Annotated in this window: 11 protein-coding genes and 1 other RNA gene; 4 read left to right on the top strand and 8 right to left on the bottom strand. The window is 61.4% G+C overall.

Going from position 1 to position 13,389, the window contains the following annotated elements:
- Window positions 1-214: 214 nt before the first annotated feature.
- Window positions 215-376 carry a hypothetical protein gene (locus AB6803_RS10435; RefSeq protein ID WP_371108803.1) on the top strand — a complete coding sequence of 54 codons (162 nt, stop codon included), beginning with the start codon at window positions 215-217 and terminating at the stop codon, window positions 374-376.
- 50 nt (window positions 377-426) lie between these two features.
- Here the strand turns inward: AB6803_RS10435 and AB6803_RS10430 are convergent, their stop codons facing one another.
- The 7 genes from AB6803_RS10430 to tkt form a co-directional block, all read right to left on the bottom strand.
- Window positions 427-1,344 carry a PhzF family phenazine biosynthesis protein gene (locus AB6803_RS10430; protein WP_371108802.1) on the bottom strand — a complete coding sequence of 306 codons (918 nt, stop codon included), beginning with the start codon at window positions 1,342-1,344 and terminating at the stop codon, window positions 427-429.
- Window positions 1,345-1,821: 477 nt separating this feature from the next.
- Window positions 1,822-2,844 carry a class I fructose-bisphosphate aldolase gene (locus tag AB6803_RS10425; protein ID WP_371108801.1) on the bottom strand — a complete coding sequence of 341 codons (1,023 nt, stop codon included), beginning with the start codon at window positions 2,842-2,844 and terminating at the stop codon, window positions 1,822-1,824.
- A 211-nt stretch (window positions 2,845-3,055) separates the two neighbouring features.
- Complete coding sequence (pgk, locus tag AB6803_RS10420) at window positions 3,056-4,315, bottom strand: phosphoglycerate kinase (RefSeq protein WP_371109007.1); 1,260 nt, start codon at window positions 4,313-4,315, stop codon at window positions 3,056-3,058.
- Window positions 4,316-4,331: 16 nt separating this feature from the next.
- Entirely contained in the window at window positions 4,332-6,161 is a 1,830-nt protein-coding gene (locus AB6803_RS10415; protein WP_371108800.1) for a potassium/proton antiporter, read from the bottom strand.
- Window positions 6,162-6,495: 334 nt separating this feature from the next.
- Window positions 6,496-7,080, bottom strand: coding sequence for a putative glycolipid-binding domain-containing protein (locus AB6803_RS10410; RefSeq protein WP_371108799.1), 585 nt, complete (start codon window positions 7,078-7,080; stop codon window positions 6,496-6,498).
- Between the two features lie 2 nt (window positions 7,081-7,082).
- Complete coding sequence (gene gap / locus AB6803_RS10405) at window positions 7,083-8,093, bottom strand: type I glyceraldehyde-3-phosphate dehydrogenase (protein ID WP_371108798.1); 1,011 nt, start codon at window positions 8,091-8,093, stop codon at window positions 7,083-7,085.
- A 63-nt stretch (window positions 8,094-8,156) separates the two neighbouring features.
- Window positions 8,157-10,139 (bottom strand): transketolase, encoded by a 1,983-nt coding sequence (tkt, locus tag AB6803_RS10400; RefSeq protein ID WP_371108797.1) that lies wholly within the window; start codon window positions 10,137-10,139, stop codon window positions 8,157-8,159.
- Between the two features lie 395 nt (window positions 10,140-10,534).
- On the opposite strand from tkt, the gene AB6803_RS10395 reads away from it, so the two are divergent.
- From AB6803_RS10395 to ssrS, 3 genes are all read left to right on the top strand, one after another.
- Entirely contained in the window at window positions 10,535-10,810 is a 276-nt protein-coding gene (locus tag AB6803_RS10395; protein WP_007701292.1) for a DUF4164 domain-containing protein, read from the top strand.
- Between the two features lie 51 nt (window positions 10,811-10,861).
- A complete protein-coding gene (locus AB6803_RS10390; protein ID WP_371108796.1) occupies window positions 10,862-11,239 on the top strand; it encodes a cell division protein ZapA in 378 nt (125 codons plus the stop codon).
- A 72-nt stretch (window positions 11,240-11,311) separates the two neighbouring features.
- A non-coding RNA gene (gene ssrS / locus AB6803_RS10385) (6S RNA) lies at window positions 11,312-11,470 on the top strand.
- 75 nt (window positions 11,471-11,545) lie between these two features.
- Here ssrS and AB6803_RS10380 read toward each other — a convergent pair.
- Window positions 11,546-13,345 (bottom strand): chloride channel protein, encoded by a 1,800-nt coding sequence (locus AB6803_RS10380; protein ID WP_371108795.1) that lies wholly within the window; start codon window positions 13,343-13,345, stop codon window positions 11,546-11,548.
- Window positions 13,346-13,389 lie beyond the last annotated feature (44 nt).

Below are 13,389 nucleotides of genomic sequence, written 5' to 3'. Positions count from 1 at the left end.
CAATCGGCTCCGCTTAAAGAACCGATAAGGCAGGAATGGGTTCCCGCCAGTTTTCGCTATTGATTGTGCCCCGGATTGCCGCTATCGGCGTGTAGAAACAGTCTGTTGGCGCGGAAAGATGTCCGTCCTATGACGAATAGAGCATGATCACGAAAACTGCGCAGTGGTTTTTGAAGGGGTCGTGCTCACTCTTGCGCAAACGGGGAAAAATACCGTGACAAAAGTGATCGCGGTGCTGCTGATGCTGGCCATGGCGGTGCAGATCATCAAGCCGCTCGGGCTGCCCGGCCTCAAGCGGCGTGTTGATTTCTGGAAGATCGCCATTATCGCCTTTGCGGTCTGGACAATCGCGCTGATCGTCAACGAGACGTTTTAGCGCACCATCCCCAAAGCCGGCATCGGTTTTCTCAAAGGCTTATCCGCAGGTCAAAATGCGACTTCGCCACGCATGACGCTGACGCACTGGCCGGAGAGGAAGGTATCCGTAACGATACCGCCGGATTTCCTGATATCAAGACCGATGAGGCTGCGCCGGCCCATTTCCACGCCCTGTTCGATGGTGATCTGGTTCTCGACGTCGGGTTCGGGCAGCAACGAGGTGAGGTAGGCGCCGAGTGCGGCCGATGCGCTGCCGGTTGCGGGATCTTCGATGACATTATCCAGCGGCGCGAACATGCGGGCGCGGATATGCCAGGGGTTATCGGCCGAGCGGGTATAGACAAAGAGCGAGAAGCCGGTCTTGTCTTCCTTATGAAGGGCTGCCGCTTCGGCGAAAATGGCTGCGTTCGGGCGCGCCTTGCCGAGCGTTTCGAGACTATCCAATTCCGCGAAGGCAAACGGCAAGCCGACGGAGGCGAAGGTCGGGGCGTGTGTCGAGTGTCGAATGGATGCGGGCTCGAGCTGGATGCAGCGGGCGATGAGGTCGCCAGCGATGGAATCGCCGATTTGCAGATTGCCCGGTGCCCGTATTTTCGCGCCGGTGACGTCGTTGCCGGTGCGAAGAAGCTGCACATTTACCAGCCCGGCCTTCTCCTCGAAGATCAACCCGTCACCCGGTATTTTTCCGAAGATCTTCGCTTGCTGACCAAGCACGAAGGCCGTGCCGACATTCGGATGGCCGGCGAAGGGGATTTCCGCGGTCGGGGTAAAAATGCGGACGCGTGCCGTATTGTCTGGATTTTCGGGCGGCAGCACGAAGGTCGTTTCGGAATAGTTGAACTCCGTCGCGATCTTCTGCATCGCCTTGTCACTCAAGCCGCGCGCATCGGAAACGACGGCCAGCGGATTGCCGGCAAAACGCTCGGAGGTAAAGACGTCGGTGGTGACGTAAGCGACGGTGTTCATGGGTGGCTCCTGCGAGTTTGGATAGGTTTGCAGGATTTAGCCGCAGGATGTTTGCGGCTGGAAGCTGGAACTTGTGCGGGTGACAAGTTGGGGTGCTGGGGTGAGGTTGACGATGTTACCGCGGCCATCGGCGAGGCGCTTTGAATTCGCGGCTCTTGCGCCGATCTCTCCTACCCTCCGTCATCCTCGGGCTTGACCCGAGGATCCACGCACGAGCTTCGTATTTTGTTTCACGCCCGACTGACGTTCGATTTTTTGATTAAAGCTGTTTTTGCGGCAACCACTCAATACTGCTTGCTCCTATGTGCCGCCTCGAAAGGCTTTGTGCCTGGATCCTCGGGTCAAGCCCGAGGATGACAGTGAGGAAGATGGTTTGGCGGTAGGAATCGTGAACTTTGAGTTCAGAACGAGTACGAATGCAAAAAGCCCCAAACGCATCGCGATCGGGGCTTTCAGTCATTCAACCATTGATCTAAATCAAGCAGCCTTTTCGCTGTTCTTGGTCCAGCTGCCCTTGGCGGCGAGGTAGTTCATCTCGGCGCGGTGGGTGAAGGCGCGCTGGCCGGCGGCGACGTTTGCCGCCTTGCCGTCCCATGCCTTCAGTGCTGCGTCCTGCAGGGCGCGGCCGTAGGAGAAGGTGACGTCCCAGGGCAGGTCGTAGCCGTTGATGGCGGAGAGATGCGCGGTCGCCTCTTCGGACGTCTGGCCGCCGGAGAGGAAGGCGATGCCCGGAACGGCGGAAGGAACGGTTTCCTTCAGCACCTTGACGGTGCGCTCGGCGACCTGTTCGACCGATGCCTTGCGCAGCTTCTTGCCGTCGATGACCATGCTCGGCTTCAGGATCATGCCCTCGAGGCTGATGCGGGCTTCGGCGAGCTCCTGGAAGACGATCTGCAGCGTCCAGCGGGTGACTTCCTCGCTGCGGTCGAGATCGTGGGTGCCGGGAACGCCGTCCATCAGGACTTCCGGCTCAACGATCGGCACGATCTTGGCCTGCTGGCAAAGAGCGGCGTAGCGGGCAAGCGCATGTGCGTTGGCCTTGATCGCGCCGTAGGTCGGCAGCGCATCGGAGATGGAGATCACGCCACGCCACTTGGCGAAGCGAGCGCCGGCGTCATAATATTTCGCAAGGCGGTCGGCCAGGCCATCGAGGCCCTCCGTGACGGTTTCGCCCGGGAAGGCGGCCAGCGGCTTGGCGCCGGTGTCGACCTTGATGCCGGGAATGCCGCCGGCAGCCTTGATGATATCGACGAAGGGCGTGCCGTTTGCAGCCTTCTGGAAGAGGGTTTCCTCATAGAGGATGACGCCGGAGATGTATTTCTTCATCGCGTCGTCGGCGCGGAAGAGCATTTCGCGGTAGTCGCGGCGGCTCTCCTCGGTGGAAACGAGACCGATCGTGTCGAAGCGCTTCTTGTTCGTGGCGGTGGATTCGTCAGCCGCCAACAGGCCCTTGCCATCGGCAACCATCTTTACGGCAATGTCTTCAAGTCTTTCGCTCATTTTTCGTTCTCCAAGGCGTTTTCTGTCGGCATCGAGATCAATATAGGTCGGCGATAACAGAAGTATATGAGGAGGGAAATGCTCAGCTAAGCTATTGAAACGATTGAATTGATTTCAAACGTTTGAAAGTTTGCACGGTGATCCTACCACCTTGTGGAAAGCCGCGAAAGTTTTGGCTTTCGCGGCCCGTCCCGTCGTCAGATGCTGTTGCTTACTTGGCGACCTGAAGAACGGCCACGCCCGGCAGAACCTTGCCTTCCATCCATTCGAGGAAGGCGCCGCCTGCCGTCGAAACATAAGTGAAGTCGTCGGCAACGCCGGCGTGGTTCAATGCAGAAACGGTATCGCCGCCGCCGGCAACCGAGGTCAGCTTGCCGGCCTTGGTGCGTTCGGCAGCATATTGGGCGGCCGCAACGGTGGCAGTGTCGAAGGGAGTGATTTCGAAAGCGCCGAGCGGACCGTTCCAGACCAGCGTCGTCGACCCCTCGATGATTTTCTTCACGGCTTCGACCGACTTCGGGCCGACATCGAGCACCATGGCATCGGCCGGGATGGCATCGATCGCAACCACTTCGTTGGCGGCGCCTGCCTTGAACTCGCGGGCGACAACGCCGTCCGTCGGGAGGACGATCTGGCAGTTCGAAGCTTTGGCTTCCGCGATGATCTGCTTGGCGGTGTCGGCGAGATCATGTTCGCAGAGCGACTTGCCGACATCAATGCCGTTCGCGGCGAGGAAGGTGTTGGCCATGCCGCCGCCGATCACCAGCGCATCGACCTTATGCACAAGGTTCTTCAGGAGGTCGATCTTGGAAGAGACCTTGGCGCCGCCGACGATGGCAACGACCGGACGGACCGGATTGCCGAGACCTTTTTCCAGCGCCGTGAGTTCCCCCTGCATGGTACGGCCGGCATAGGCGGGCAGGAGGTGGGCGAGGCCCTCGGTCGAGGCGTGGGCCCGGTGGGCGGCCGAGAAGGCGTCGTTGACGTAGATATCACCATTGGTGGCCAGGGCCTTCGTGAAGGTCGCGTCGTTCTTTTCTTCTTCCTTGTGGAAGCGGGTGTTTTCGAGCAGCAGGATATCGCCGTTGCCCATCTTGGCGACGGCCTCAGTTGCCGGCGCGCCGACGCAATCGGAGGCGAAGAGAACGGCGTGATCGAGCACTTCCTCGACGGCCGGGATGATCAGGGACAGTGACAGATCCGGCGACGGGCCATCCTTCGGGCGGCCGAAATGGGCTAGCAGGATGACCTTGGCGCCCTTACCGGACAATTCGAGGATCGTCGGGGCTACGCGCTCGATACGGGTCGCGTCGGTGACCTTGCCGTCCTTGACCGGCACATTGAGATCGACGCGCACGAGCACGCGCTTGCCGGTGATGTCGGTGAGATCGTCGAGGGTCTTGAAGGCTGCCATGGGGAGGAATCCAATGTTGGTGGTGGCGTAAAGTGCGCCGACCATACTACGGATGATGCGAGACGCAAGGCGGTCAGGCGTCGTTTTTGCCGGCCTCTTCGGTGCGTTCCCGGCGCTTGCGCAGGTAGCCGCGAATGCCGTTCAGGATGTCGTGCAGATTGACGAAAATCGGCAGGGCCGTTGCCGGTTCCAGCGCTTCCAGCGACATGCCGACGGACTGGATATGGTCGTTTTCATCGAGATCGCGGACGATCAGGATGATCTCGCCGAGACGGACGCGGTCGGCATAGTCGGCCTTGCCGCCGAGGCGTTGGCGCATGAGTTCGGCGATCGTCAGACCCTTTTCCTGTTCGCTCAGAAGCCCCGGCCCGTAGGCGGCGTCGAGATCGGCGGCGGGGCGCAGCGGCGAGATCGAGAAGGCGCCGAAGAAATCGGTGTCTTCAGGATCGACCGGCGCGCGGCTGGCAAAGAGACGGTCGAGAAGGCGGGAATAGCTGGGGGTGACGAAGAGGTAGACGAGATCGTTTTCGCGCAGGCGACCGGCATATTGATAGCGCATCGATTTACCGTCGCGCACGACGAGCGACGGCATGGCCCAACGCGGAATGCGTTCACCGCGCAGGACCGGGCTGTCCTTGACGACGCGATAGGAGAGCAATTCATGATTGGCCGCACCCGGCAGGTCGACCTCGACCTTGTCGACCGCGCCCATGCGCGGGGGCACGATGAGGCCGAGCCGGCGCGCCATCGGCTTGATCGTCCAGCCCTGGAGGAGGAGCGATACCAGTACGACGATGAAGGCGACGTTGAAATAGGTCTGGCCGGCTTCGAGGTTGCCGAGGATCGGCATGATGGCAAGCAGGATGGAGACGGCGCCGCGCAGGCCCACCCAGGCGACGAAGCCGGTCTCGCGCTGCGTGTAATCGTAGGGCAGCAGGCAGAGCCAGACGGCGATCGGGCGAGCGACGAAGATCAGGAACAGGGCTAGCGCCACGGCGGGAATGGCGATTGCCGGAAATTGCGATGGCGTGGCGAGCAGGCCGAGAACGAGGAACATAATGATCTGCGCTAGCCACGTCATGCCGTCCTGGAAGCGTTTGATCGAGGCCGAGGCCGGCATCTTGCGATTGCCTGCGTAGATGCCGGCGACGTAGACCGCGAGAAAGCCGCTGCCGCCGACAGCACCAGTGAAAGAGAAGACGAGGAGGGCGAGCGCCAGCACGAAGATCGGCGTCAGGCCGCGGTCGGTCTCCAGATTGCTGACGATCAGCACGATCATCATGCCGCCAAGCAGGCCGAGGATAACGCCGAGGCCCATCTGCTGGATGAAGGTGGCAAGCATGGCAAGATTGATGCCGCCATAGCCTTCGCCGCTTGCCAGCAGTTCGACGAGCGCCAGCGTCAGGAAGATCGCCATCGGGTCGTTAGTGCCGGATTCGACTTCCAGCGTGGAGCGTACCTTGTCGCGGATGTTGATGCCGCCGATGCGCAGCAGGAAGAAGACGGCGGCTGCATCCGTCGAGGCGACGATCGAGCCGAGCAGCAGGCCCTGCAGCCAGGTGAAGCCGAGAAGCCAGGTGGCTGCGAGGCCGAACAGCGCCGCCGTCACGAGAACGCCGAGGGACGCTATCGTCAATGCCGGGGCGGCGGCGAGTTTGAAGGCCTGGATCGGCGTGCCATATCCGGAATCGAAGAGGATGACGGCAAGGGCGAGGGAGCCGAGAATATAGGCGAGATAGTTGTTGGAGAATTCGATACCGAGCCCGTCGGTACCGGCCAGCAGGCCAATCACCAGGAAGAGCAGCAGCAATGGCGCGCCGAAACGGAAGGCAAGCAGGCTCGAGAAGGCCGCAATCAGGATCAGAACCGTGCACACCAGCACGATGACGTAAAATGCCTCCACTCGGTCTTCCCCTTTCCCGCATACCCCTGCTCGGGCTTAAGCCCGGATCGATCGCAATTCCCCCACCATCCAGTATGCTGTCGCGCAGTTTGAAATTAGTAAAACAAATATTGTCGGGGAGGGCGTCAGGATCGAAACCCGCTCCGATGACTGCGACTACAAGGTGTGATGCGCTTCGACAGAACGACGAATCGGTTCCGGAATGCCTGGGGAGAATTCCTATCAAAAATTTATAGGTGAATCTGGACCATAGCAGGGCAGGCGAGGGGAAGATTTGGGCGGATCGGAGGAATAATGTGGGCCATGCGCCGCTGCCTGCAATATCCGCAGTGGGTCAGAGATCCACGCGCCTGAAATAGATCGGATAGTCGATCACCAGGCCGTCGGCATCGACAGGCAGGTCGACGGTGAAAACCCTGTCTTCCGCGGCATAGCGATAGAGTTTTTCCGGGGTGATGCAGGTGTAGCGCTGGCTGTCGCGCACGGGCTCGAAGCTGTCGAAGGGGATGTAGAGCATCGAGAGCTTCACGGTCCCGTCTTCCGGCATCATCTCGAGCCGGCGGATCGGCAGGCTGTTGGTGAAGGGCGAACCGTAGAGATCGATGTCGATGCAGCCGTCGAATTGCGGCAGAGCAAGACCGTCTTCGGTCTGCCAATGGCCCTTGCCATCCGAGAAGAGGGCGAAGCGCCGGCCGTCGGTGGTTTCGATCGAGAAGGAGAGGACGGCCCAGTCGGCCGTGCAGTCGATGCGGTAGAGGACGCCGTAGGGCGAGCCGCCGCGGCCGCCGATAATGGTGCCACAGGCGCGAATGGCCGCGCCGGTGGCAGTATTGGTGGGAGCGATCGTCAGATGCTCCAGCCCGTCTCCTTCCAGCGGACGCCAGCGAACTGTCGTCGGAAGGAGGGGGCGGAAAGCCATGATCAGATCAGCTTGGCAAGCGCGACGGCCGTGTCGGACATGCGGCTAGAGAAGCCCCACTCGTTGTCGTACCAGGACAGAACGCGGACGAAATTGCCTTCCATGACCTTGGTCTGGTCGGTCGCGAAGATCGACGAGTGGCTGTCATGGTTGAAGTCGCGGGAAACCAGCGGTTCGTCGGTGTAGCCGAGGATGCCCTTCAGCTTGCCGTTCGATGCAGCCTTGATGGCTTCGTTGATTTCGCCGACCGTCGTTGCCTTCTTGGACACGAACTTGAAGTCGACAACCGAGACGTTCGGGGTCGGAACGCGGATCGACGTGCCGTCGAGCTTGCCCTTCAGGTGTGGCAGAACGAGACCAACGGCCTTTGCGGCGCCCGTCGAGGTCGGGATCATGGACAGGGCTGCGGCGCGGGCGCGATACAGGTCCTTGTGCATGGTGTCGAGCGTCGGCTGGTCGCCGGTGTAGGAGTGGATGGTCGTCATGAAGCCATGGTCGATACCGACGGCATCGTCGAGAACCTTAACGACCGGCACCAGGCAGTTCGTGGTGCAGGACGCGTTGGAGATGACCAGGTGCTCCTTGGTGAGCTGGTCGTGGTTGACGCCGAAAACGACGGTCAGGTCGGCGCCGTCAGCAGGAGCCGAAACGATGACGCGCTTGGCGCCAGCCGTCAGGTGTGCGGCAGCCTTGTCGCGAGACGTGAAGATGCCGGTGCATTCCATCGCGATGTCGACGCCGAGATCGCGATGCGGCAGGGTTGCCGGGTCCTTGATCGCCGTGACCTTGATCGGCTTGCCGCCGCCAACGATGATCGTGTCGCCTTCGACCTTCACTTCGGCCGGGAAGCGGCCGTGGATCGAGTCGTAGCGCAGAAGGTGGGCATTGGTCTCGACCGGGCCGAGGTCGTTGATGGCAACGACTTCGATGTCGGTGCGGCCGGATTCGACAATGGCGCGCAGAACGTTGCGGCCGATACGGCCGAAGCCGTTGATAGCTACTTTTACAGTCATTCAATTCACTCCCGTTCACTCAGGGCGGTTATCTAGCGGAAAGGAGAGCGCTTGTCAGCGCCCTCAGGAAAGCTTTGCCTCGGCGGCGGCGACAACCGCTTCCTTGGTGATGCCGAAATGGTTGTAGACGTCCTTGTACGGTGCCGAAGCGCCGAAGCTCTTCATGCCGATGAAGGCGCCTTCCGGACCGATGAAGGCATCCCAGCCTTCGCGAACGCCGGCTTCGACGGCGATCTTGACCGGCGAGTTGCCGAGCACTTCCTTGCGGTAGGCGTCCGGCTGCTCGAAGAACAGCTCCGTGCAGGGAACGGAAACGACGCGGGTGGAAACGCCCTTGCCTTCGAGTTCCGTGCGGGCGGCAACGGCGAGTTCGACTTCGGAGCCCGAAGCGAAGATCGTCACCTTGGCATCGGCATTGCCGGCCAGCGTATAGGCGCCGAGTTCGCAGAGGTTCTTCTCGCTATATTCGGTACGCGCGGCGAGCAGGTTCTGGCGGGTAAGCGCGAGGCCCGACGGACGATCGGCCGTCTTGACCGCAATCTGCCAGCATTCCGCCGTTTCGGTGGCGTCCGCCGGACGGAACAGCATGAAGTTCGGGATGGCGCGCAGGCTGGCGACCTGCTCAACGGGCTGATGCGTCGGGCCGTCTTCGCCGACGCCGATCGAATCATGCGTCAGAACGTGGATGGCGCGGATGCCCATCAAGGCAGCCAGACGCAGAGGCGGGCGGCAATAGTCCGAGAAGATCATGAAGCCGCCGGAATAGGGGATCAAGCCGCCATGCAGCGTGATGCCGTTCATCGCAGCTGCCATGCCGTGCTCGCGAATGCCCCAGTGCATGTAGCGGCCGGAGAAATCGGTCGGGGTGATCGACTTCATCTGGCTGGTCTTGGTGTTGTTCGACGGCGTCAGGTCGGCGGAGCCGCCGATCGTTTCCGGAATGAAGCCGTTGATGATTTCGAGCGCGTCTTCCGATGCCTTACGGGTTGCAAGCGTCGGCTTGGTTTCGGCGAGCTTCTTCTTGTAGTCGCTGATGGCGGCGTCGAAGCCGGCAGGCAGTTCGCCGGCGAAGCGGCGGGTAAATTCAGTCTTCTTGCCCGCTTCGGCAGCGGCAAGACGGCCTTCCCAGGCTTCGCGCGTGCCGACCGAGCGTTCGCCGGCGGCGCGCCAATCGGCAAGAACGTCGTTCGGAATGACGAAGGGCTCGTAAGGCCAGTTCAGCGCAACGCGGGTTGCGGCGATTTCTTCGGCGCCGAGCGGCGAACCGTGGACCTTATGGGTGCCCTGCTTGTTCGGAGCGCCGAAGCCGATGATCGTCTTGCAGGCGATCAGCGTCGGGCGGTCGGACTTGTGGGCGGCTTCGATGGCGGCAGCGATGGCAGCCTGGTCGTGACCGTCGACTTCGATCGTGTTCCAGTGAACGGCCTTGAAGCGGGCGACCTGGTCGGTCGAATCCGAGAGCGAGACGGCACCGTCGATGGTGATCGAGTTGTTGTCCCAGAAGAGAATGAGCTTGTTGAGCTTCAGGTGGCCGGCGAGCGCGATGGCTTCGTGGCTGATGCCTTCCATCAGGCAGCCGTCGCCGCACATGGCATAGGTGTAGTGATCCTGCAGCTCCGAGCCGAATTCCTCGCGCAGCTTGCGCTCGGCGATCGCCATGCCGACGGCATTGGCAATGCCCTGGCCGAGCGGGCCGGTGGTGGTTTCGATGCCGGTGGCGTGACCATATTCTGGATGGCCGGCGGTCTTGGAGCCGAGCTGACGGAAGCGCGAGAGTTCCTCGACCGTCATGTCCGGATAGCCGGTCAGATACAAGACCGAATAAAGCAGCATGGAGCCGTGGCCGGCCGACAGCACGAAGCGATCGCGGTCCGGCCAGCGCGGGTTCTTCGGGTCGAAACGCAGATATTTGCTAAAGAGAACCGTGGCGACATCGGCCATCCCCATCGGCAGACCGGGATGACCGGAGTTGGCCTTCTCGACAGCATCCATGGCAAGGAAACGGATCGCATTCGCCATCCGGTCGTGTTGTTCGCGAGAGATCATGGGTTTTTCCGCAATGTTCCGGGTTCGGGGGATGGCCTAAAAAGCAGGGTCACCGGTTGAAAGGCGGCTGCAGCGGAGAAGCGTCTGCCAGCTCCACTTTCAGCACTGCCTCAGGCGGCTGAGACATAGCAGCTAGGGCGCGCAAGTCAATAAATCCACAGGCCGATCCGGGGGTGGTTTGGCATTTTTTTGACATTTGCCTGTCGACTTTGACAAAAGACGACAATGGTAAGACAAAGCCTGTGTAAGGCGCAAAGGTGACCGTCATCCACAGATTAGGCCACCTGCCGCATGGCCGCCTTTATTGACGTTCAGTTGCTGAGTTGAATATTGTTGGGAAATCAGACAAGTGGCCGGATATTTTGATTCGGGCCTTGCGCGGAGACTCGAAAGGCATGGAGCCCTCAGGCAAAACGGTGGATGCGGCGCTCACTCATTTGCGCCAGGCGCTTTCGACTTTGGAGAGTGCCGTCGATGGACGGTTTGAACGCGAGCGTGCGCAAAGCGATGTCGAAGGCGAAGTTCGCCGGGTGCATGCCGATCGTTCGCGGCTTGCCCAGGAACTCGACCAGGCGGAGTTCCGAGCGAACCGGCTCGAAGAAGTCAATCGCGAAGTGTCGCGCCGGCTTGTGACGGCGATGGAAACCATAAGAGCCGTGCTCGACCGCTGATCCCCTCGGGGACGCAGCCGTCGCGTTCAGCGGCAATGATCGGAAAGTCGAATGGCGCAGGTAACGGTAACGATCGACGGCAAGGCCTACCGCATGGCCTGCGAAGAGGGCCAGGAAGCGCATCTGACGGATCTCGCCACCCGCTTCGACCGCTACGTCATGCATCTGAAGAGCCAGTTCGGTGAAATCGGCGATCTGCGCGTCACCGTGATGGCCGGCATCATGATCATGGACGAAGTGTCGGAGCTGACCCGGCGTGTCTCGGCGCTCGAGGCCGAACTCGAAACCTTGCGCAGCAATCGTGACACCGTGCTTGCGGCCAATACCCGCAACGAGGAGACGCTGGCGACGGTGATCGACGAGGTTGCGACCCGCATTCGCGGCATCACCGAGAAGCTCACGGCGCGTCCGGGCACTGAGCCGAACTAAGACTTTCGTTTATTTCTTGTGCTGGGCACCGCGCCCACTGGTGCAAGGCGAGAAAGCTCTTTATATAGAGGGTGCGGTCTGCGCTTCCCGACAGGAACCACAATCCCTGGGGCCATACTCGATCCAAAGGGAGCTGTCCCTGGCCAGGCCCGTGGGCTTGGACATATGGCGCCCACCTACGTTTGTAGGCACCCAGGATCGTAAAAATCCATCGGTCGTCGTGGATCGCTCTTTCTTTTCCGGCTGTGTAAAGAAAGACAACGTCGCGGGATTCTTGTTGCTCCGCCGACGCCGCTAATCCTCCCCTTAACGTTTTGCTCCGAGATAGGCGCCACGCTCGAATTCCGAGCGGTTGGCGGCGCTGCGCAGGCGCAGCAGGTCCTTGCGGGCAATGAGCCCGATGAGAACGCCAGTCCGCTCGTCGACGACGGGAACCCGGCCGGTATCGGCCTGGATCATGATGTCGGCGACGCGGCCGACCGTGTCTTCCGGATGGGCAACCGGAATGGACGTATCCGAGATCAGGTCGTAGAGCGTCTGGCCGGCGAGGTCGGTCCCATGTTGCCAGCGCAGTGCATCGGCCCGTGAGATCATGCCGACCAGACGGCCGTCAGCTTCGACAATCGGATAGAAGCGATGGGCATCCATCTTCTCGGTCAATTGCGCCAATGCCTCGCCGGCTGGCATGGCGGCGGGCAGCGTGTCCACCTTGGCGATCATGATGTCGGCCACGCGGGTCAGTTCGAACGGGTCGATGCCGTATTCGCGGGTGATGTGCTGGCCGCGCCGAGCGATCTTTTCGGTCAAGATCGATCGCTTCAATAGCAATACGGTGACGGCATAGGCCGCAACGGTGGCGGCAAGCAGTGGCACCAACGCGTGCATGTCGCCTGTGAGCTCGATTGCAAAGAAGGTGCCGGTCAGCGGCGCGCGCATCGTGCCGCCCATCATCGCGGCCATGCCGAGCAGCGCCCAGAATCCGGGATCGCCGGGCAAAACGAAGCCGACCAGCCAGCCGAGCGCGCCGCCGAGGATGAGTAGCGGCGCAAGCACGCCGCCCGAGGTTCCCGACGACAGGGCCACCAGCCATATACCAGCCTTGACCAGGAGGATGGCGAGCACGGCGCTCGCCATGATATGGTCGTTCAGCAGATCGGAGATGATGTCGTAGCCAACGCCGAGCGCGCGTGGCTCGATCAGCCCGCCGAGACCGACGACGAGGCCACCAAGTGCTGGCCACCACATCCAGTGAATAGGCAGCTTCTCGAAGGCGTCTTCGATGCGGTAGAGCAGCGTCGTCAGCAGGCCGGATTGCAGGCCGGATAGAATGCCGAGGCCGGCGGCGAGCGGGATGCCCCACCAGCCCATCTGCATATCGAAATGGGCCGGAAAGAGAGGGCCGCTGCCGATCAGCAGAGGTCGCCAGGCGATGGAGACGCAGGATGCGATCACCACCGGAATAAAGCTACGCGGCTTCCATTCGAACAGCAGCAGTTCGACCGCAAGCATGACGGCGGCGATGGGCGAACCGAAGATCGCGGTCATGCCGGCGGCGGCGCCCGCGACCAGCAGGGTTTTGCGTTCGGCGGCGCTCATGTGGAAGAATTGTGCGAAGAGGGAACCGAGGGCGCCACCGGTCATGATGATCGGTCCTTCGGCGCCGAACGGGCCGCCGGTGCCGATCGAGATGGCGGAGGAGAGCGGTTTCAGGATCGCCACCTTCGGCGACATGCGGCTGCCGCCGATGAGGATCGCCTCAATTGCTTCGGGAATGCCATGGCCGCGGATTTTTTCCGAGCCAAAGCGGGCCATCAGGCCAATGACGATGCCGCCGATAATGGGCGCGGCCACTATCCAGGGCGAGCGTGCGACAGTGCCTAATGACAGCGGTTCGACGCTGATCTTGAACAGCCAGACGGCGTTGGTGACGAGCGCGATGAGGTTGATCAGTACCCAGGCGGACAGGGCGCCGCCGGTGCCGACGACCAGCGCCATGACTGCCAGAACCAGAACACGCCTGTCCGTTGTGAAGTCGCCATTGTCTTTGCGAGAGGCCCCGCCCGAAAAATCATGGGCAGGCCGATGATGTGCGTTGATATCCTGCATGGGATGCTTTCTGTGCTAAAGCGCGACGGCAAAGTGGCTGGAAT

This window comes from Rhizobium sp. RCC_161_2 (genome assembly GCF_041355235.1).
In the GTDB taxonomy this organism is placed as follows: Bacteria; Pseudomonadota; Alphaproteobacteria; order Rhizobiales; family Rhizobiaceae; genus Rhizobium.
The sequence above is the reverse complement of the archived record's forward strand: the minus strand, read 5'-3'. Positions and strand labels throughout refer to the sequence as shown.

Coding starts and splice junctions, on each gene's coding strand:
- AB6803_RS10430 (WP_371108802.1), bottom strand. CDS start 1,344: ATGAACACCGTCGCTTACGTCACCACCGACGTCTTTACCTCCGAGCGT.
- AB6803_RS10425 (WP_371108801.1), bottom strand. CDS start 2,844: ATGAGCGAAAGACTTGAAGACATTGCCGTAAAGATGGTTGCCGATGGC.
- AB6803_RS10410 (WP_371108799.1), bottom strand. CDS start 7,080: ATGGCTTTCCGCCCCCTCCTTCCGACGACAGTTCGCTGGCGTCCGCTG.
- gap (WP_371108798.1), bottom strand. CDS start 8,093: ATGACTGTAAAAGTAGCTATCAACGGCTTCGGCCGTATCGGCCGCAAC.
- tkt (WP_371108797.1), bottom strand. CDS start 10,139: ATGATCTCTCGCGAACAACACGACCGGATGGCGAATGCGATCCGTTTC.
- AB6803_RS10395 (WP_007701292.1), top strand. CDS start 10,535: ATGGAGCCCTCAGGCAAAACGGTGGATGCGGCGCTCACTCATTTGCGC.
- AB6803_RS10390 (WP_371108796.1), top strand. CDS start 10,862: ATGGCGCAGGTAACGGTAACGATCGACGGCAAGGCCTACCGCATGGCC.
- AB6803_RS10380 (WP_371108795.1), bottom strand. CDS start 13,345: ATGCAGGATATCAACGCACATCATCGGCCTGCCCATGATTTTTCGGGC.